We start from the raw sequence: 19360 nt of genomic DNA, 5'->3' as shown, positions 1-19360 counted from the left end.
TACCGAATTCTTGAGCGCGGTGACGGACAGGTTGAGCGCGATACCGAATTCTTGAGCGTAGAGGTGGATAGGTTGAGCGCAATACCGAATTCTTGAGCGCAGAGGTGGACAGGTTGAGCGCAATACCGAATTCTTGAGCGCGGTGACGGACAGGCTGAGCGCAATACCGAATTTTTGAGCGCGGTGACGGACAGGTTGAGCGCGATACCGAATTCTTTAGGCGCGGACATCTCCAGCTCCCGGCAATGAAAACGGCACGCATGATTTTACATCTCATGCGTGCCGTTTGCTATATATAATTATTGAGCCGGGTTTGCTTGTAGGTCGATTGAAATCCTGATGTCATCGCCTACGAGTACGCCGCCCGCTTCAAGTGCTTGGTTCCATGTAAGACCGAACTCTTTACGTGAGATTTTCCCTTCGACTTCGAAAGCAACAACTTGAACGCCCCATGGGTTCGTTCCTATGCCACCGAATTCCGCTTCAAATGTAACTTTCTTCGTTACGTCCTTGATTGTCAGGTCACCAGTGACATCATACTCATCATCGTCTTTTTTCACGATGTCCGTAGAGACGAATGTCAGTTGAGGAAATTGTTCCGTATCGAAAAAGTCGCCTGAACGAAGATGGTTGTCGCGGTCTTCGCTATTTGTATTGATGGAGTTTGCATCGATTGTGAAACTGATTTGTGCACCAGTCAAATTTTCAGGACTCCCCTCGATTGTCCCTTCGACTCCCGCAAAACTTCCCTTCACTTTCGAAACCATCATATGCTTTACTGAAAACCCTACGCTTGTGTGTGACGCATCCACTTTCCATGTTGCCATGTTACCATCCACCCTTCCCATTTTTTACGTTTCATTTCACTTCACTATTCCATACCAGGAACCATGAAAACATTCTTGCACAACAAAAATATCTTCATTCCAAGATATATTCCAAATGATACCGCGAATATGTCTTGAAGTCAAGATAAATATCCCTTTAATTTCTATTTGGATTGCCCCGGTTATTATTTCTTGTCAAAACACCGGATAGCTAGCATACTTATAAAAGTGAAGGCTTCTTTTTGATTCAATAAAAGAGAAGAATTTCATCGCATTAGAATTGAAGGGACTGGATGTTGATGTCGAAGCATCAGTGGTTAGAAGAACTACGCGGAATTATTAAAGATGGCATACTACGGATAGATGAACCATTAAGCAAATATACAATGACAAAACTTGGCGGAGCTGCAGATCTACTCGTCATTCCGGGGACAATCGAGGAAACGGAAGCGACGGTGCGGTATGCATATGAAAATGGAATTCCGCTTTTATTATTAGGCAATGGGTCGAATATGGTCGTGAGGGATGGCGGCGTGCGCGGCATCGTCCTCCACCTGTCGAAACTGGATGCAATTAACGTGGATGGTAATAAAGTTCATGCAGAAGCAGGAGCACTCATCATCGACGTTTCAAGGCGTGCTGCAAAGGAATCGTTGACAGGTCTTGAATTCGCATGTGGAATTCCGGGCTCCATCGGGGGCGCAATGGCCATGAATGCAGGTGCCTACGGCGGGGAGATCAAAGATATCATTGTGCAGTGCACAGTTCTTACAAAGACGGGTGAACGCCTTGTTCTATCAAAGGATGAGTTGGAGCTCGGCTATCGGAAAAGCATCATTACGTCTGAAGGATATTATGTATTATCCGCTGATTTCGAACTCGCAGAGGGAGACCAGGATACAATCGATGCAAAAGTCGCGGACTTGACGTTCCAACGCGAATCGAAGCAGCCGCTCGAATATCCGTCCGCAGGAAGTGTGTTCAAACGGCCACCGGGCTATTTCGCGGGGAAATTGATTCAAGATTGCGGCCTGCAAGGAAGAGGTCATGGCGGAGCGGAAGTTTCGACGAAGCATGCGGGCTTCATTATTAATAAAAATAAAGCGACCGCATCCGATTACATTAATACCATTAACATGGTGAAAGCGGAAGTGAAGAAGAAATTCGACGTTGACTTGGAATTGGAAGTAAAAATTGTGGGTGAAGAATAAACAATCAAAAGCGGAGGGTGGCGGGACCGGTGCTCCTAACGCTACGCTTTTACTCGCAAAAGCCGTTCTTCGTGACGGCTTTAACTGCGATATGCATAAGGCGTAAAAGGAAGGCAGTCTAAGTTCGCCACGTCTAAGAGGAAGGCGACCTAAGTGCGCGACATCGTGTCGCAACGGTCGCATGACTCGCATCCTGCGAGCCTCAACGACTGCATACCCGCATCCATGCGGGCACGAAACGGCGTTTTTTGCCGTACAGCAGAGCTGACTTATGACCCGGGCAAATCGAACAGCGAAGGGTTCGTTTGCCGTATTTCTGAGTTTTTTGCAGAAATTAAGGCAGCCTTCTTGCCACCCGGAGTCTAGACGAATCAAAAGCGGATGACCAGCAACTGGCCATCCGCTTATCATTAAGTTCACTGCTCGATTTTGCAGACAAATTGAGTTGCTTCGGTGACTCTGTCATCTGTAATCTGCACTTGACACATTTTATTATTGTTCATGAATTTGAAGATCCCGTTATTGAAATCTGTTCCGGTTTCCTTAAAGAAAATACCTTCGAAGCGCGCCTCTTTGGAAAGGGTGAAGCTAATTCGGAAGCCCTCCCCTTCTTCAACTAAATAAGCCCGCACTCCTTTTTCGAACATGCCTTCAATTTCATCTTTAATTGCACGATCAACGGAAACGACATGGAAATCAACAAACGTTATTTCACGGAGCAACACGTTCATGAATGAACCTTTTGTAATTTCTTCCCATCTACTTTGGGCAGTTTGACCGATAATGATCTGCGTAATATTATGTCTGTGAGCTACTTCTTTGATCACCTTTGCAACCGGCCGTTTTTCATTATCCAAAATGATGAAATCTTCTACGTCGAGCTCTTTGGCAAGTTCTTGCCATCTCTCGATATACTCTGATTTCTCAGCGTCAAATTCATCGAATGGCAATGGGTCAATCGTTAGTATATATAGTGGACAATCGATGATGGATGCCATTTTATGTCCACGTCTAATGAGACGTTCGCCATTTGGACCGTAGTAGACACAAACAAGTATCGCTTCGTCCATACGACCTTTTACTTTGCCCATGACCGTAGTCACCTCTTCATTTATTTTCGTTCACTGTATCACAAGTTGTATTTACAATTGAAAACCACAATATTATACATAAAAGATCATTGGCTGACAAGATGTAAATGTCTCAAAGTGCGATAGAAATCCGTTTAGTGTATAATTCTATTTATGAACTTTTTTCTATTGGTATCTGTAGCTACCTATTATGTCCCCAGTTCTGTCGCGAGTCAAGCCCATCCCCATTAATATAAGAAAATATTTACATAAGTCATTGAAATCCCTTTTTTCAGGAGGTTAGCTGTTTGACAATTTCATTATCCATATTCATCCCTTTTCTAGCTGCCATTTTCGTTCCCTTTCTATATAAGAGGATACATAGCCGAAAAATCGGCTGGTTCATCTTGCTTGTTCCACTTGTGCTGTTCGCAGCGCTTGCAAGCTTTATCCCTTCCATTGCAAAAGGGGAGACGTATACACATACGTTCCGGTGGATCGAATCCGCCGGGATCCACTTTACGACTTATCTTGATGGCCTCAGTTTAATATTCAGCCTTCTCATTACAGGCGTCGGCAGTTTGGTCATCCTTTACTCCATCTATTATTTATCCGAACGGGAATCATTGGGGCGCTTTTATGTGTACCTGCTCCTGTTCATGGGCGCCATGCTCGGAGTCGTGTTTTCCGATAATCTGATGGTGGTATACGTTTTCTGGGAATTGACGAGCATTTCATCTTTCCTGCTGATCGCCTTCTGGTATCACCGGAAAAAATCAAGGTACGGCGCTCAAAAGTCCATGCTCATCACAGTATCGGGCGGAATTGCGATGCTCGCCGGCTTCATTATGCTACATACTATGACAGGAACGTACAGTGTACGTGAGATAGTGGCCGCGATCGGTCAGTATACGGACGAGCCTCTCTTTTTCTTCGCCATGCTGCTCATCTTACTCGGTGCATTCACGAAGTCCGCACAGTTTCCGTTCCATATTTGGCTGCCGGATGCGATGGAAGCCCCTACACCGGTCAGTGCTTACTTGCACTCTGCTACGATGGTCAAGGCGGGCATCTATCTGGTTGCACGTTTCACTCCGATTTTCGGAGGTGAGATGACCTGGTTTTACATCGTCAGCAGCGTGGGGATATTCACCTTGTTCTGGGGATCGTTCAACGCGGTAAAACAGACGGATTTGAAGGCCTTGCTCGCCTATTCGACGATCAGTCAGCTCGGCTTGGTCATGAGTCTTTTCGGCCTCGGCTCCGCTGCGCTCAATGAAGGTCATAGCGCAAATTCAATCATTTACGCACAAGCCACTTTTGCTGCATTGTTCCATCTCATCAACCATTCCACCTTTAAAGGAGCTCTCTTCATGGTCGTCGGAATTCTTGACCATGAACTCGGGACGCGGGATGTCCGCAGATTAGGCGGGCTTATGGCGTTCATGCCGATAACGTTCAGCATCGCTTTGATCGGCAGCTTCTCAATGGCCGGGCTTCCTCCTTTCAATGGATTCCTAAGCAAGGAAATGTTTTTTGAGTCATTGGTGAATGTACGCAATCTGGATCTTTTTGAAGTGGGTGCGATGGGAACAATTTTCCTCGTAGTCGCTTGGCTTGCGAGTGTATTCACATTTGTATACAGCATGATCATCGTATTCCAAACGTTTTTCGGGGAATTCCAACCGGAGCGGATTGAGAAACCGTCGAGGGAAGCTCCTTTCGGAATGCTTGTTGCGCCTTCCATTTTGGCAATTTTCGTCGTCGGGATCTTCTTCTTCCCAAACAGTATCGGAAACTACCTGCTGCGCCCCGCAATGGCTGCGGTCTATCCAACACTCGCGGGCGCTGAAGGTTTGACGCCGCAGATCGTTGCGTGGCACGGCATTACTAGCCCTGCATTGCTGATGACAATTGGCGTTATCATTCTAGGTGCTGTCCTATATAAATTCTACCGTTACTGGAGAGGCATTTATACGATCGCCCCTCTGAATTGGAATTTAGATGCCGCCTTCAATGCCAATTTGATATTGCTGGAAAAAGCATCCCATTTCTTTACCCGCCTGTACATGAAAGGCTATTTGAAGGACTATATCGTCTATATCTTCTCCTTCTTTATCGTAGTTGTCGGAGGGGCCATTTTGTATACGGGTTCCTATACGTTCGACTTCTCGAATGACGCACCGGTTACGGCAAACGAATATCTTATCGTGCTTGCCATGGCGGTTGCAGGACTTTCAATGCTTTTCGCAAAATCGCGGATGTCAGCAATCATTTTAAATGGTGTGCTCGGCTATTCAATCGCATTCTTCTTCGTCGTCTTCCGGGCGCCTGATTTAGCATTGACCCAAGCCGTAGTTGAAACGGTGACAACCGCCCTGTTCCTCCTTTGCTTCTACTTCTTGCCGGATTGGAAAAAGGAGCGTTCGCCGATCGGAACAAAAGTGTTGAACGGGTTGATCGCATTCGCTGCGGGAACGATTGTGACCGTTCTCGCCCTAACTGTTCAGGGGAATAAAATGTTTGAATCCATCTCGGTTTACTTTGAGGATTCGTACCAACTTGCAGGCGGTAAAAATATAGTCAATACAATTTTAGGGGATTTCCGTGCATTCGATACAATGCTAGAAGTCGTTGTGCTGTTCATTGCAGGAATCGGTGTATTCACCCTTATTAAATTGAAAACGCGAAAGGAGGGGCAGGATTTTGAAGATCAATGATGTCATTTTACAAACAGTAACGAAAATCGTCGTATTCATCATATTGACGTTCGGCGTTGAGCTGTTCTTGTCGGGACATAACAATCCCGGGGGCGGTTTCATTGGCGGTCTTGTCCTCTCCTCCGCGTTCGTTCTGCTTTATTTAGTTCATGATATTGAGACGGTGCATAAAGGCATTCCGTTCGACTTCAAGAAGATTGCTGCACTAGGGGCGTTTCTTGCCGTCGGTACAGGCATTGGTTCGGTTCTGTTCGGAAATCATTTCCTTACACAGGCCGCCGGACATTTCAATTTACCCGTTTTCGGAGAGACGGAACTTTCGACAGTCCTCGTATTCGAGGCGGGGGTGGCATTGACAGTTGTCGGTGTCGTCGTGACGATTATTTCAACCATTAGTGAGGATGTGTAGCAGATGGAAACGTTAATGACCATACTTGTCGGCTTTCTTGTAATGATCGCTGTCTATTTGCTGCTGTCCCGAAATTTGATTCGCGTGATTTTAGGGACAGCCGTCCTGTCTCACGCTGCTCATCTGCTTTTGATGACTATGGGAGGATTGAAGAAAGGCAGCGCACCGCTGCTCGGCGAGAATGCGGAAAGCTATACGGATGCTTTGCCACAGGCGCTGATCCTGACAGCAATCGTGATCAGCTTTGCGGTCACCGCATTTCTACTTGTACTTGCATATCGTACATACAAAAAGACTGGAACGGATAACCTCCAGGAGTTAAGGGGGTTCGAAGATGAATAACATAATCGCCATGCCGATGATCATCCCTTTGCTGACAGGGATCATCCTCGTTTTTTTACGCCATAACACGAAGACGCAGCGTGTTCTCAGCATCCTGTCGAGCATTGGGACAGTGGCTGTCAGTCTAGTAATTCTGCATCAAATCCAACAGGAAGGAATTTTGCGGCTTGATTTCGGGGGCTGGCTTCCTCCCTACGGAATTCTATTCGTTGCGGATTCATTTTCCATGCTGCTTGTCGTGACGACTTCGATCGTGACAGGAATCCTTCTGATCTATGCTTTTTCGTCCATTGGACAGCAGTTTGAGCATATGTTCTTTTATCCGTTCGTCTTCTTCCTCGTGGCGGGCGTCAACGGTTCTTTCCTGACAGGGGACCTGTTCAATTTATTCGTCTGTTTCGAAGTGATGCTCCTCTCCTCTTATGTGCTCATTACGATGGGGGGCAGGAAGGTTCAACTGATCGAATCAATTAAATATGTCACGATCAATGTCCTCTCTTCCTGGTTCTTCTTAATGGGGATCGCCTATCTATACGGAACAATCGGCACATTGAACATGGCCCATCTATCAGTTCGAATCGCAGAAGTGGGACAAGGTCCGCTGCTGACAGTTATCAGTTTAATCTTTTTAATCGTCTTCAGTTTGAAGGCAGGGCTGCTCCTTTATTTCTGGCTGCCTGGATCGTATAGCGTGCCGCCGACTGTCATAGCGGCCCTCTTCGGCGCCTTACTGACGAAGGTGGGGATGTACGCGTTGTTCCGCGTTTTCACGCTCATTTTTTACCACGAACCGATTATTACGCATACCGCGATCGGTGTGATGGCGATTCTTACAATGATTGGCGGAAGCGTCGGTGCACTTGCGTATAACGACATCCGCAAAATCGTTTCGTACAATGTCGTGATCGCCGTCGGATTCATTTTGGCGGGGCTTGCTATTTCAACAGAAATTGCATTTCAAGGCGCCATCTATTATTTGATTCATGACATGATCGTCAAAGCCCTGCTGTTCCTTCTAGCAGGAACGATGATCTATTTGACGGGGAAAACGAAGATCGAAGAGATGAGCGGTTTGATCCGGAACTATCCGGCACTCGGCTGGCTCTTCTTCATCACGATGTTGTCATTGGCGGGAATACCGCCATTAAGCGGGTTCATCGGCAAGGTGTTCATCGGGCAAGGAGCAATCGAATCAGGCTCCTTCGCATTGTTGATCGTAGCTTTTGCATCCGGCATTTTCGTCCTCTATTCGCTGCTGCGCATCTTCCTGAATTCCTTTTGGGGAGAGACGATCATCAATGAAGACGATGACGTTCCACTGAAAAGAGGAATGCTCGTTCCATGCATCCTATTTGCGATTATGACCGTCGCAATCGGAATCGGCGTCGAAGCTCTTGCACCGTATGTCAGTGATGCCGCGAGGACGCTCATGAACCCGGAAATCTATATTGAAGCTGTTTTACAAGGAAATCGTTAAGCGGAAAGTTGAGGTGAAGGTGAGTGCCAGCCCAGTTATTACTGAATCTGTTCATCGCTTTTTTATGGATGACGTTGATGGATGAAGATGAATTGAGATTTACGACGTTCTTCGCCGGTTTCCTAGTTGGAATCGGAATCATCTTTTTCATGCACCGCTTTTTCGGCACACAATTCTATTTACGCCGGTTATTTTATTCAATTAAATTGCTCTTCATTTTCATCTCGGAACTGACGCAGTCGAGCATCGTCGTATTGCGGCAGATTTTAAGCCCGAAGTTGAAAATCAAACCGGGCATCTTTAAGTATGAAACCGTTTTGAAGAGTGATGTGGAAGTGACGATGCTGTCGCTTCTCCTCACCTTGACACCGGGGTCTGTCGTCATGGAAGTGTCGCCGGAAGGCAATACGCTCTATATCCATGCGATGGACGTCGAGCAGTCCCGGGCCGGTTTGATCAAACAACTGAAGAACTTTGAAAAAGCGATTATGGAGGTGACACGATGATTGAAACAATGATGACGATATCACTCGTCCTATTTTCCATCACCATCTCCATTGCCGTCCTCCGGATCATCCTCGGCCCTTCCATGCCGGACCGTGTCATCGCCCTTGATATGATCGGGGTCAATTTAATAGCGATGATCGCTGTTGTTTCGATCATGTTGAAGACGAAAGCCTTCTTGGAGGTCATTTTAATTTTAGGGATTCTTTCATTCATCGGAACGATCGCCTTTTCGAAATCGATTGAAAGGGGTGTTATCGTTGAGCGTAAACGAGATCGGTGAATTCATAGGGGCCTTGTTGATATTGACGGGTGGAATTGCAAGCGTCATTAGTGCCTTCGGGCTTATCCGATTGCCGGATATTTATACGAGATCACACGCAGCGACGAAGAGTTCGACTTTGGCAGTGTTGTTGACGCTATCGGGAACTTTCTTGTATTTTTTATTCCGCGAGCAGTTTGTCAGTGTTCGAGTGCTTCTTGGTATCGTTTTTGTGTTTCTCACAGCGCCGGTTGCAGGTCATCTGATTGTCCGCGCTGCGTACCGCTCGAAGGTGAAGCTTGCGGATATATCGACGGAAGATGAGTTGTATGAGGTTTTATATAAAGATGAAAGCAAAAATGACGGTTCTAGCGAAAAAAGCTAGACCGTCTTTTTTTTGCATAGCAACTGTTGATTTCCAGTGCTCGCAACACTACGCTTATGCTCGCAAAAGCCGTTCTTCGTGACGGCTTTCGCTTCAATCAACGGATCAGCATAAACTTTTTTCCATATTAACGAATAAAAAGTTGTAATATTTATTAAATATCACAGTTATCATCTGTGCATACGCCTTGGCCTTCTGTACCTAACACTTTCAACTGAGGTTGGATGCCTTCTTCTGCTGCCACTTTTTGCAGCGCTTCCGTGAATGCTTCGACTGGCTGCGCGCCTGATATGGCATATTTTCGGTTGATGACGAAGAACGGTACACCTCTTACGCCGATCTGCCCCGCCTCTTCGATATCTATCTTCACGTCATTTGCAAATTCATCGGATTGAAGGAGCTGCTCTGCGCGTTCTTTCGAGATTCCCGCCCCTTCAGCAATAGCGAGCAAGGTATCTTCGTTGTCGACCGCTTCCCCTTCCACGAAGTGGCCTTGCAACAGGCGCTCCGATACCGCATCCCCCTTGCCTTCCGCCTCGGCAAGTTTGGCGAGGCGATGTGCGTTGAACGTGTTCGCTCCCTTCATCCTGTCGACATCAAAGTTGAGTCCGACAGTCTTCGCTTGAGCTGCAACATTGTCCAACATCCTTTTTGCTTCATCCAAGCTGATGCCATATTTCTTTGACAAGTCTTCCGGCACCGCACCTCCTGCGCCTACGGGTGTGTTCGGATCCAATTGATACGCTTTGAACACGACCTCCGCCTTTCCTTCCAAGTCTGTCGCTTTCAACGCTTCTTCCAGTCTCCGTTTCCCAATATAACAAAATGGGCAAACATAGTCTGACCAAATTTCTATTTTCATAATTTGCGACCACCTTTCTTCCTCCATTTTAGAACTCATTCAAAATGGCAACAATGAATATGCCTGCTGCAATCGTTATCGAAGATTAATTGGAGGGCTGATCATGAATAATTCATTATGGCTACAGACCGGTTACCAGCGGGATGCCTACCCCGCTTTGGATAAAGACTTATCATGCGATGTTTGCATCATCGGAGGAGGGTTAAGCGGAATTGCAAGCGCCTATTTTCTAGCGAAAGAAGGAAAAGATGTCATCCTGCTTGAGAAAGACCAAATCCTTTGCGGGGCTACAGGCAATTCGACTGGAAAATTGACCGTGCAGCATGACGTCGTCTATGCAGACCTGATCAAACAGTTCGGACGCGACAATGCAAAGATTTATTATGAGGTGAACCGGCAAGCCGTACTCTTCGGACGTTCCTTCGCGGAATGGGATGAACTTCGAAACGCGGATTCCATCCTTTTTGCCCAGTCCAAGTACGGGACCGAACGGCTTCAGGATGAAAAAAAGGCGTATGACGAAATCGGAATCGTGGGAGAACTTAGTAGGAATAGCGAGCTCCCTTTGAAAACTGAGTTAATGTTGACGGTGAAAGATGAAACACAGATCCATCCCGTGCGCTTTGGACAGCATTTGGCGAAAATGGCCGTTAAAGCCGGCGCGCGCATTTTCGAGAAATCGGATGTGCGTCTCATGGATTTGAAAAAACGACTGCTTTACACAAATTCGGAAAATGAAGTCCAATTCAACGAACTTGTTCTCTGTACCCATTACCCAATTGAGGCGCTAAGGGGATTGCAGATTCTAAAGTTGATCGTCAGCCGCTCCTATATCGTCTCGGCGCCAGCGAATATGCCGTTGACAGGGCAATATATTTCAGTCGATAATCCAAAGCGTTCGGTGCGGACGGCGCATATCGATGGGAAGACATATTTCCTCTTATCCGGCGAAGGGCATCAGGCGGGGATGGAAAAAGAGACGCAAGTACACTATGAAACACTGTCCTCCGAATTGAGGGATGTCTATCAGCTTGACGCGATGAAGTACGGATGGTCTGCACAAGATCCGCAGACGCCTGACCTCATTCCGTATGCAGGCTGCATTTCGACGAGCATGCCGTATGTTTATTTAACAACTGGATTCAGGAAATGGGGGCTCTCTAACTCGCTTGCTAGCGCGCGGATTATCAGCGACCAGATTGTCGGACGCCAGAACAGGGCCGCTTCACTCTATGCTCCCGATCGTACCGGCTTCGGCTCGTTCCTCGTGCAAGCTTTGAAGAATACGGGGCTAGTACTGAAAGAATTCACAGGTGGGCATATTTCGAGGACCGACTCCCCTGTCTGCACACATATGGGGTGCAGGACGCGATGGAATGAAGCCGACCAGACATGGGATTGTCCGTGCCATGGATCCCGTTTCCGGAAGGATGGCTCCGTCCTCGAAGGCCCTGCAACGAAGCCCTTGGATTTAGGCTGATTGTGTTACTCAAATTTCATCGCTATTCCGATGAGTCAAAGGTCCCGAAATGACGATAACTTTTGAAAAGTGACCGATAACTCCGCTGAATTGACCGATAACTACCGAGAAATGATCGATAACTTCCAGGAAATGATCGATATCCGCCGGGAAGTGAACGATAAGTTTTCATCGCTCAAAATAAAAAAGGTTGTGCCTCTAAAAGGCACAACCTTTTTTATTTCACATCAATGCTTCTGTCAAGACAGGAACAATTTGCTTCTTCCTGGAGACGACGCCTTTGAAGGTAGCCGTATTGTTCGTCAAAGCGACGTTGAATGCAGCACAAGCGCGTTCAGCGGACTTGCCGAGCGCAATGACAGTCGAATCATTGTTGAGGATGTCCGTAACGACGAACAGGAACAAGTCCAACCCTTTTTCTTCAATGATGCTGTTCAAAAGAACTTCGACTTCAGCTTGGCGACTCATGACGTCATCGACTTCAATCGCGTTCACTTGTGCGATTTCGATTTTCGCATCCCCGATCGTGAATTCCTTTGCATCCAACGATACAAGTTCTTCAAGCGATTTTCCGCTCAAATCCGCGCCCGCCTTCAGCATTTCAAGACCATACACTTGGGCATCCACATCTGCAATTGCAGCCAATTCTTCAGCCGCTGCTCGGTCCTCTTCCGTGAATGTAGGCGACTTGAACAGCAGTGAATCCGAAATGATCGCGGATAGCATGAGTCCCGCAATATCCTTTGGAATGTCGACTCCGTTTTCCTTGTAAAGCTTTTTCAAGATCGTAGCCGTACAGCCGACCGGTTCAGCGCGGTAATAGAGCGGGTCCGCTGTCTGGAAGTTTGCGATCCGGTGATGATCGACGACTTCGATGACTTGCACTTCATCCAGATCATCGACGCTTTGCTGCTTTTCATTATGGTCGACAAGGATGACTTGCTGCGCTTCCGGTGCCGCTTTTTCAATTAATCGCGGAGCTTCGAATCCGAATTGGCCGAGCGCATAAGCAGTTTCACCTGAAATGGAACCAAGACGCACCGCTTCCGCATCCATTCCAAGCTGTTGTTTCAAATAAGCATAGCTGATCGCCGATGTAATTGAATCGGTGTCAGGATTTTTATGTCCAAATACTAATACTTTCCCCATCGTAATCCTCCTACAGGTATATTCCTTTTTTATTCTATCATAAAGGGCCGTCTAACAAAATTGCAGCCAATTCTTCTTTATTCACTAAAAAATCGGCGATCGTGTACTTGTCCAATACCGCCAAATATGCGGCAAGCGCTTCATGCAATGCGCCCTTCAATCTGCATGCAGATGAAATGATGCACTGGTTGCCGTCCTCACGGAAACACTCGACAAGATAAAAATCATCCTCCGTTTTCCGCACAAGCTGCCCAACATTTATTTCATCGGGCCTTACATTCAGGCGGATACCGCCGCCCCGCCCGCGCACTGTTGCAACAAGTCCCATCCTCCCTAATTCGTGGACGACCTTTGTTAAATGGTTCTTGGATATATTGTACCGATTGGATATCTCCTGTATCGTCGACAGCTCACCGGTTTCCTTCGTACCTAAATACATCAGCACCCTCAGGGAATAATCTGTATATAATGTTAACCGCATAATTTCACATCCATTCACCAATCAATTATATCGATTATGACAGTATCGTGAAAGAAATGTGGCGGAAATCGCACACCAAATCAAAGATGTATTTTAAATATACCTTTACGAAATAAAATGATTTATAGTGGAATTAACAAAACAGAAAGGTTGTGCAACCTATGTTATCCCAACAAACAATTGATATCATAAAATCTACAGTTCCAGTTCTTGAGCAGCACGGTAAAACAATTACAACAGTCTTTTATAAAAACATGTTCGCAGCTCATCCTGAACTATTGAATATCTTCAACCACGCAAACCAATCGAAAGGCCGTCAACAAACAGCACTTGCTAACGTGGTATACGCAGCAGCTGCAAACATTGACAATCTAGGAGCGATCATCCCTGCAGTCGTCCAAATCGCTCATAAGCACCGTTCGTTAGGCATCGAAGCAGAACATTATCCAATTGTCGGCTATCACCTTCTCGGCGCGATTAAAGAAGTGCTCGGAGACGCAGCTACTCCTGAAATCATCGGTGCTTGGGGAGAGGCATACGGAGTTATTGCTGACGCATTTATCGGCATCGAGAAAGAAATGTACGATGAGACAGAGGAAGCAACAGGATGGAGAACATTCAAGGACTTCGTCATCGCGAATAAAGTTCAAGAGAGCGACGTCATCACTTCCTTCTATTTAAAACCGGCAGATGGCAAACAACTGCCTTCGTACAAGCCGGGCCAATACATTACAGTTCGTTTCCGCATCCCTGGGGATGAGTACACCGTAAATCGTCAATACAGCTTGTCACAAACACCTGGAAAAGACATGTTCCGGATTTCAGTGAAACGCGAAGACGAATGTGTACCGAATGGAAAAGTGTCAACGTACCTTCACAGAGACATGAACATCGGAGATACAATCGAAGTGAGCGCACCAGCGGGAGACTTCTATTTGGATACAGAAAGCAAAACACCAGTCACGTTGATCAGCGGCGGCGTCGGCATCACACCGATGATGGCAATGTACGAAACGATTGCAAGTGTTACACCGGAACGGCAAGTCGCATTCCTTCATTCCGCACGTACACGCAAGCACCAAGCGTTCGATGAAGTATTGCGCACCATGACAGAATCACTTCCGAATGCAAGCTACGAAGCCCTTTATTCCGAGGAAGGCGACAGGTTCATCAACCGTGAATTCCTTGCGAAGTATGTAGTGGAAGGCAGTGACGTGTACGTCTGCGGACCGACTCCATTCATGCAAGCCGTCATCTCCGCATTGCATGCAAACGGTGTGTCCGAGGATAAAATCCATTTTGAATTCTTCGGACCGAAAGAACAATTGGAACTGCAGCACGCTTAATAAACAAAAGCGCAAGGCGCCTGCCTAGATGCGACAGGCATAAGGCAAAGATGTGAAGTGGCGCTTTTTGCCACGCAACAGCTTTGACTTATGACCCCGAGCATCTGGCGTCTGGAGCTGGATGACTAACAAAAGCGCAAGGCGCCTGCCTAGATGCGACAGGCATAAGGCAAAGATGTGAAGTGGCGCTTTTTGCCACGCAACAGCTTTGACTTATGACCCCGAGCATCTGGCGCCTGGAGCTGGATGAATAAACAAAAGCGCGTCTTTCTCAATTTGAAAGACGCGCCTTTTTCCATTATCATCTATGCACTTTTTTCGGCAGTTTGAATGAAGAGTAGATCAAAATACCCGAAAGCAATAATCCTAAGTATCCAATCAACGGATAGAAATTCGCGACAAGGTTTTTGAAACCTAAGAAGCTTAACGCAAAGCCGATTGCTAAAGTGATGAAAACAAATATCCTGAAGTTTTTCGTCCCGATTTCAACAAACCGCGCCCCAAATGCATAGAACATGCTAACAGCTGTGTTGAAAATCATGCCATACAGAATGAATGCCATAAATACTGCAAGGATCGGCGAAATTTCATTAATGATTGCCAACATCGGCAATTGCGCATCGCCGACGACATCCACTTTAGAGAAGATCGCCAAATGACTTAGCAGAATCAGGATACCTAAACCTAAACCTCCGACCAATCCGCCAAGGGCCGCTGTCTTTTCATCCTTCTCCGCCCCACCCATAACCAGTGACATCGAAGCGCCAACCGCAATATTAAACGACACGTAGTTCACTGAAGAGATGAACCAGTTCGGCAATGTCGTATCCACCCCTTTGGCGATCGGATCGAGCACTGCAAACGATGTATCCATTGTCAATAAACAATAAACCGAAACTCCAACAACCGCCAAAATGAGGAAGGGAGTAATACTTCCGATGACTGCTACAACTTTATCCACATTCAATAGAATCGTTATGAAGACAAGCACAACCATCAACAGGCTTCCAATGAATGGAGGGATGCCAAATTGCTGCTCCAGATTTGAACCAGCGCCTGCCACCATGACAACACCGACGCCAAACAACGTGAATATAATAATGTAGTCAATGATTGTCCCTAAGAAACGACCGCTGATTTTATAAATGACTTCCTTATGGGAGGTCGTGCGCAACCGGCTGCCGAGCCTCGTCAATATCATACCTATGTACGCGAATAAAGCAGTAGAAACAAGTGCCGCAACAATCCCCATCATCCCGAAACTTGTAAAGTACTGCAAAATCTCCTGCCCGGAAGCAAAGCCCGCACCGACAATGATTCCGATGAAAGCACTTCCCATTTTCAGTATCTTTTTCATAATTTTTTCCCCCTCAGTTTCCCCAATAACAAACCCCTCATATGCCAAATAATCCGAATTCTCAACACAGAGGAATTTATATTCTTTTAATTTAACACGGTATTCACCTCAATTCAATGAAAGATTTTTCTTTATTTTTATATTCCGTTATTTGACAAAAAAGAACCGTCCCCGGTTAAGGAACGGTCCTGTTATTCAATATTACTTCTCTAGTAAGCTTTTCGATTCCCGGATGAACGCCGGCAAATCGTCTGGCGTCCGGCTTGTGACCAATTGATTCTGGCAAACGACGACTTCCTTGTCCGCATAGTTCACACCTGCATATTCCATGTCGACTTTTATGGATTTATAGCCCGTCGCATCACGGCCTTCCAACGTCTTTGCAGTGATCAGCAATTGAGGTCCATGGCAGATCGCAAAAACCGGTTTCTTAGCATCCATGAACGCTTTCGCGAATTGAACGAATCGGTCATCCGCCCGCAGCTGATCCGGTGAAAACCCGCCCGGAATGAACAATGCATCGAAGTCTTCAGGCGAAGCATCGCCAATTCCGAGGTCGACCTTGACCGTTGACTCTCCTTGCTTGCCCTTCACTTCCTTGCCGGCTTCCTTCTCGATCGTGACAACTTCGTGTCCAGCTTCCTCGAAAGCCTTTGCCGGCTCCGTGTACTCCGAGTCTTCGAATAGATTCGTGATTACAGTAGCAATTTTAGCCATTGTCTATCATCCTTTCGTGTTTCTACCCTTACTACTATTCCACACTGCCGCGGAACTAAACTTAAGGGCGATACTTCGAGACGTAAGGATTATCTTTTTCAAAGAATCTCCAAGGATAATGGACGGCTTCTCCGGAATTTCCGATCCCGACACGGGGACCTGTTTCAATTTCGACTGCTCCCGGCCCTTCGGCGATAAATAGCGGCTCGTCTGCCCAATGATGTCCGTAATACTTCATCGTCACACCGAGCGCCTTGGATAGCTTGCCAGGCCCATTCGTCCAGTCCCTCATCTTCAAATGCGGACCGCGGTTGTCCTGCATCAGTTCAAGCCCTTCAACCGGTTCCGCTGCACGGATCAGGACCGCATGCGGCGTCCCAATCGGCCCGCTGACGACATTCATCAATGTATGGGTGTGCATTTGGTATGTGTACACAAGGCCCGCAGTGCCGAACATGATCTCCGTCCGCTTCGTCCGCCGGTTCCCGAAACTATGGGCGGCACGATCCTCAGGTCCGTGATACGCCTCCGTCTCCACGATTCTTGCAGCAATCACGCCATCCGGATGCTCATGCACAATATATTGGCCGACAAGATTCTGCGCCAGCTCCAGAACATGCGGTTCAAAAAATGATTTATCAATCGGCTTGTACATCCGAATCCTCCTCACGTTCGAATTTCTCCGTTCGTTTACAATGATCTTGTAATCAGTAACTTCCTGTACATCGCTGCAATTTCAGGGTTCTCTCTTTCCCACTCTTTATTTCTTGGAATGGGGATCTTGAACTGCTTTTCCATTTCCCTCAGTAAACCGGTAAGCAGCATATCTCTTTTTGGCCGGTCAGCAAAGATGATATCCTCATATTCACTTTGATAATCCGCCAGCGATTTCTTGGCTGCCATCTCATTTTTCCTCCGATTATTTTCTTCATCCCTATTCTATCCCCGAAAGCCGTAACTATAATACTTTCAGGACAATCCTTGCCCTTCCGCAAACTCCCGATACAGCGGATGGGACTCGAGTAACTCCTCATGCGTGCCAATTCCCGTAATGCGTCCTGCTTCCAGGAAGATGAGCTGATCCGCGTCAACTACCGTCGACAAACGATGCGCGATAATGAGCGTCGTCCGCCCCTCCATGAGACGCTGCAGCGCTTCCTGTACATGCGTCTCCGAACCGCTGTCCAAATTGGACGTCGCTTCGTCAAGCAACAGAATCTCAGGATTATGCAATAACGCACGCGCAATCGCAATCCGCTGACGCTGACCGCCCGACAGCTTCATTCCCCTCTCCCCGACGAGAGTTTCAAAGCCATCCGCCATCTCTTCGATGAACTGCAATGCATTCGCTGCCTCTGCAGCCTTCCGCACCTCTTCCATTGAAGGACGAACTTCCAATCCATATGCGATATTATCCAAAATCGTCCCACTCAACAACGGACTTTCCTGCGACACATAGCCAATCCGCTTCCGCCAATCGGATAATGCAATATCCGTAATCGGTAAACCTCCAATGGAGATCTCACCCACCGTCGGCAAATAAAATCGTTCAATCAATGAGAATATCGTCGTCTTCCCGCCTCCGCTTGGACCGACAAATGCGGTGACTGTTCCTGGTTTTGCCTGGAATGAAACTCCTTCAAGAACCTCTTTTCCACTTTCATATGAAAAGCCGACCGACTCGAACTTGATGCTGCCATCCGGAACGGTCGCAACCCCTTCCGCCCTTTCGCTGTCCATCCCTAAAATCTGCTGAATCCGCTCGGTCGCCCCGACGGCCTTCTGGAAAATCGTAAACACCTGAGCCATCTGCGCAAACGGCATGATAATTTGGAACATCAAAAAAATGATGGCGACAAGCGTCCCCGCTGACAAAACACCTTTTGAAACTTGTGCGCCCCCATAGCCAAGGATCACGACTAAAATACTCATCATCACGAGCGTCATGACAGGTGAAATGATCGCCTGGATCTTCGCCTATTTTAAACCGAATGAAAACAGCGAGCTAATCGCCTTTCCGCCCTTCTCCCCCTCATTCGGCTCTGCCCGGTACGCCTTCACCAACCGGATGTCGCCTAACACCCTGCCAAGATGGCCCGAGAACTTCGCCATCTCTCCTTGTGTCGCCTTCGCGATTTTATGCATGATCCGGCCAAGCGGGAAGATGATTGCCATACTCACCGGAATGCTGACCAACATGATCAACGTCATCTTCCAGTCCAAGTACAATAGAATCGCAACCGCACCAATAATCGAAATGATTCCCGTAATGAATGACACAAGATGATCGGACACCAATTGCTTCAGCATCGTCGTATCCTGCGTAATCCGGCTCATCGTTTCACCGGTTTCATTCTCATCGTAATAGGAGACTGGCAGCCGAAGCACTTTGTACCACAACTTATTCCGCAAGTCGGCCACGATCGTCTCACCGATGAACGCCAGCAAATAATACGAAACCCCACCCAATACCGCCTGCAGAATGAAAACTACAAACAGGAACACAGCTGTACTCCAATTGAAAGAGGCACCCGTCAAGGAATCGACTAGCTGCCTCGTTACTAACGGAACCGCCAAACTCGCCGCCGTCGAAAATAATGCAAGCACAAGCGCAAGCGCAGTCTTCCCCTTCGGCCATTTCAGCTGACGCAATAAACCGATGAATTCCTTCATCGACCCTTTCGTTTTCAACTCATTTTCCATCGTCTCACCCTCTTCTTTCCCCAAATGCGCATAAAGTCATCCAGCCGCGCATAAACCA

The 19360-nt window shown here is 47.1% G+C and carries 19 protein-coding genes and 1 pseudogene; 10 read left to right on the top strand and 10 right to left on the bottom strand.

From position 1 onward, the window contains the following. Positions 1-299 precede the first annotated feature (299 nt). Positions 300-827 carry a YceI family protein gene (locus M3193_RS12540; protein ID WP_251628146.1) on the bottom strand — a complete coding sequence of 176 codons (528 nt, stop codon included), beginning with the start codon at positions 825-827 and terminating at the stop codon, positions 300-302. 299 nt (positions 828-1126) lie between these two features. Here M3193_RS12540 and murB point away from each other — a divergent pair, with 299 nt between their 5' ends. Continuing rightward, entirely contained in the window at positions 1127-2038 is a 912-nt protein-coding gene (gene murB, locus M3193_RS12535; RefSeq protein ID WP_251628145.1) for a UDP-N-acetylmuramate dehydrogenase, read from the top strand. A gap of 416 nt (positions 2039-2454) precedes the next feature. Here murB and M3193_RS12530 read toward each other — a convergent pair whose 3' ends face one another. Beyond that, entirely contained in the window at positions 2455-3129 is a 675-nt protein-coding gene (locus M3193_RS12530) for a histidine kinase (RefSeq protein ID WP_251628142.1), read from the bottom strand. 287 nt (positions 3130-3416) lie between these two features. On the opposite strand from M3193_RS12530, the gene M3193_RS12525 reads away from it, so the two are divergent. The 7 genes from M3193_RS12525 to M3193_RS12495 are packed head-to-tail and all read left to right on the top strand — an operon-like array spanning position 3417 to position 9207. Further along, positions 3417-5828 carry a Na+/H+ antiporter subunit A gene (locus M3193_RS12525; protein WP_251628140.1) on the top strand — a complete coding sequence of 804 codons (2412 nt, stop codon included), beginning with the start codon at positions 3417-3419 and terminating at the stop codon, positions 5826-5828. Next, positions 5815-6237 carry a Na(+)/H(+) antiporter subunit B gene (locus tag M3193_RS12520; protein ID WP_251628137.1) on the top strand — a complete coding sequence of 141 codons (423 nt, stop codon included), beginning with the start codon at positions 5815-5817 and terminating at the stop codon, positions 6235-6237. Before M3193_RS12525 ends, M3193_RS12520 begins: the two co-directional genes overlap by 14 nt. A 3-nt stretch (positions 6238-6240) precedes the next feature. After that, on the top strand, positions 6241-6579 hold the full coding sequence (locus M3193_RS12515; protein WP_251628135.1) for a Na(+)/H(+) antiporter subunit C: 339 nt from the start codon (positions 6241-6243) through the stop codon (positions 6577-6579). Continuing rightward, positions 6572-8056 (top strand): Na+/H+ antiporter subunit D, encoded by a 1485-nt coding sequence (locus M3193_RS12510; protein WP_251628132.1) that lies wholly within the window; start codon positions 6572-6574, stop codon positions 8054-8056. Before M3193_RS12515 ends, M3193_RS12510 begins: the two co-directional genes overlap by 8 nt. Before the next feature lie 23 nt (positions 8057-8079). Beyond that, positions 8080-8562 carry a Na+/H+ antiporter subunit E gene (locus tag M3193_RS12505; protein ID WP_251628130.1) on the top strand — a complete coding sequence of 161 codons (483 nt, stop codon included), beginning with the start codon at positions 8080-8082 and terminating at the stop codon, positions 8560-8562. Then, positions 8559-8843: a Na(+)/H(+) antiporter subunit F1 gene (locus M3193_RS12500; protein ID WP_251628128.1), complete on the top strand. Its 285-nt coding sequence runs from the start codon at positions 8559-8561 to the stop codon at positions 8841-8843. Before M3193_RS12505 ends, M3193_RS12500 begins: the two co-directional genes overlap by 4 nt. Continuing rightward, on the top strand, positions 8821-9207 hold the full coding sequence (locus tag M3193_RS12495) for a Na+/H+ antiporter subunit G (protein ID WP_060205796.1): 387 nt from the start codon (positions 8821-8823) through the stop codon (positions 9205-9207). The genes M3193_RS12500 and M3193_RS12495 overlap by 23 nt, the downstream gene beginning before the upstream one ends. A 154-nt stretch (positions 9208-9361) precedes the next feature. Here M3193_RS12495 and M3193_RS12490 read toward each other — a convergent pair whose 3' ends face one another. Beyond that, on the bottom strand, positions 9362-10069 hold the full coding sequence (locus tag M3193_RS12490; protein ID WP_251628126.1) for a DsbA family oxidoreductase: 708 nt from the start codon (positions 10067-10069) through the stop codon (positions 9362-9364). Between the two features lie 103 nt (positions 10070-10172). On the opposite strand from M3193_RS12490, the gene M3193_RS12485 reads away from it, so the two are divergent. Then, complete coding sequence (locus tag M3193_RS12485) at positions 10173-11549, top strand: FAD-dependent oxidoreductase (RefSeq protein WP_251628124.1); 1377 nt, start codon at positions 10173-10175, stop codon at positions 11547-11549. A gap of 222 nt (positions 11550-11771) precedes the next feature. Here the strand turns inward: M3193_RS12485 and M3193_RS12480 are convergent, their stop codons facing one another. Both M3193_RS12480 and M3193_RS12475 read right to left on the bottom strand, forming a co-directional pair. Next, positions 11772-12698, bottom strand: a complete 927-nt coding sequence (locus M3193_RS12480) for a manganese-dependent inorganic pyrophosphatase (RefSeq protein WP_251628123.1) — start codon at positions 12696-12698, stop codon at positions 11772-11774. Positions 12699-12735: 37 nt separating this feature from the next. Continuing rightward, positions 12736-13179 (bottom strand): RrF2 family transcriptional regulator, encoded by a 444-nt coding sequence (locus tag M3193_RS12475; protein ID WP_251628121.1) that lies wholly within the window; start codon positions 13177-13179, stop codon positions 12736-12738. A gap of 161 nt (positions 13180-13340) precedes the next feature. Between M3193_RS12475 and hmpA the strand changes: the two genes are divergently transcribed. Next, positions 13341-14525, top strand: a complete 1185-nt coding sequence (hmpA, locus tag M3193_RS12470) for an NO-inducible flavohemoprotein (protein ID WP_251628119.1) — start codon at positions 13341-13343, stop codon at positions 14523-14525. A 301-nt stretch (positions 14526-14826) separates the two neighbouring features. Here hmpA and M3193_RS12465 read toward each other — a convergent pair whose 3' ends face one another. From M3193_RS12465 to M3193_RS16865, 5 genes and pseudogenes are all read right to left on the bottom strand, one after another. Then, positions 14827-15882 carry a YkvI family membrane protein gene (locus M3193_RS12465; RefSeq protein WP_251628117.1) on the bottom strand — a complete coding sequence of 352 codons (1056 nt, stop codon included), beginning with the start codon at positions 15880-15882 and terminating at the stop codon, positions 14827-14829. Positions 15883-16083: 201 nt separating this feature from the next. Continuing rightward, the gene (locus M3193_RS12460) at positions 16084-16599 is read right to left on the bottom strand and encodes a type 1 glutamine amidotransferase domain-containing protein (RefSeq protein WP_251628115.1); all 516 of its coding nucleotides are present in this window, start codon (positions 16597-16599) and stop codon (positions 16084-16086) included. Positions 16600-16660: 61 nt separating this feature from the next. Continuing rightward, positions 16661-17254, bottom strand: a complete 594-nt coding sequence (locus M3193_RS12455; RefSeq protein WP_251628113.1) for a DNA-3-methyladenine glycosylase — start codon at positions 17252-17254, stop codon at positions 16661-16663. Between the two features lie 35 nt (positions 17255-17289). Continuing rightward, entirely contained in the window at positions 17290-17502 is a 213-nt protein-coding gene (locus M3193_RS12450) for a hypothetical protein (protein ID WP_251628111.1), read from the bottom strand. A gap of 66 nt (positions 17503-17568) precedes the next feature. Next, positions 17569-19302, bottom strand: a pseudogene (locus M3193_RS16865) (ABC transporter ATP-binding protein). Positions 19303-19360: the final 58 nt, after the last annotated feature.

This window comes from Sporosarcina luteola (assembly GCF_023715585.1).
Classification (GTDB): Bacteria; Bacillota; Bacilli; order Bacillales_A; family Planococcaceae; genus Sporosarcina; species Sporosarcina luteola_D.
The sequence above is the reverse complement of the archived record's forward strand: the minus strand, read 5'-3'. Positions and strand labels throughout refer to the sequence as shown.

What these genes read in the sequence shown, in the direction of transcription:
- M3193_RS12465 (WP_251628117.1), bottom strand. Translation starts at nt 15,882, where the DNA reads ATGAAAAAGATACTGAAAATGGGAAGTGCTTTCATCGGAATCATTGTC.
- M3193_RS12450 (WP_251628111.1), bottom strand. Translation starts at nt 17,502, where the DNA reads ATGGCAGCCAAGAAATCGCTGGCGGATTATCAAAGTGAATATGAGGAT.
- M3193_RS12485 (WP_251628124.1), top strand. Translation starts at nt 10,173, where the DNA reads ATGAATAATTCATTATGGCTACAGACCGGTTACCAGCGGGATGCCTAC.
- M3193_RS12500 (WP_251628128.1), top strand. Translation starts at nt 8,559, where the DNA reads ATGATTGAAACAATGATGACGATATCACTCGTCCTATTTTCCATCACC.
- murB (WP_251628145.1), top strand. Translation starts at nt 1,127, where the DNA reads ATGTCGAAGCATCAGTGGTTAGAAGAACTACGCGGAATTATTAAAGAT.
- M3193_RS12490 (WP_251628126.1), bottom strand. Translation starts at nt 10,069, where the DNA reads ATGAAAATAGAAATTTGGTCAGACTATGTTTGCCCATTTTGTTATATT.
- hmpA (WP_251628119.1), top strand. Translation starts at nt 13,341, where the DNA reads ATGTTATCCCAACAAACAATTGATATCATAAAATCTACAGTTCCAGTT.
- M3193_RS12540 (WP_251628146.1), bottom strand. Translation starts at nt 827, where the DNA reads ATGGCAACATGGAAAGTGGATGCGTCACACACAAGCGTAGGGTTTTCA.
- M3193_RS12530 (WP_251628142.1), bottom strand. Translation starts at nt 3,129, where the DNA reads ATGGGCAAAGTAAAAGGTCGTATGGACGAAGCGATACTTGTTTGTGTC.
- M3193_RS12460 (WP_251628115.1), bottom strand. Translation starts at nt 16,599, where the DNA reads ATGGCTAAAATTGCTACTGTAATCACGAATCTATTCGAAGACTCGGAG.
- M3193_RS12480 (WP_251628123.1), bottom strand. Translation starts at nt 12,698, where the DNA reads ATGGGGAAAGTATTAGTATTTGGACATAAAAATCCTGACACCGATTCA.
- M3193_RS12455 (WP_251628113.1), bottom strand. Translation starts at nt 17,254, where the DNA reads ATGTACAAGCCGATTGATAAATCATTTTTTGAACCGCATGTTCTGGAG.
- M3193_RS12515 (WP_251628135.1), top strand. Translation starts at nt 6,241, where the DNA reads ATGGAAACGTTAATGACCATACTTGTCGGCTTTCTTGTAATGATCGCT.
- M3193_RS12510 (WP_251628132.1), top strand. Translation starts at nt 6,572, where the DNA reads ATGAATAACATAATCGCCATGCCGATGATCATCCCTTTGCTGACAGGG.
- M3193_RS12475 (WP_251628121.1), bottom strand. Translation starts at nt 13,179, where the DNA reads ATGCGGTTAACATTATATACAGATTATTCCCTGAGGGTGCTGATGTAT.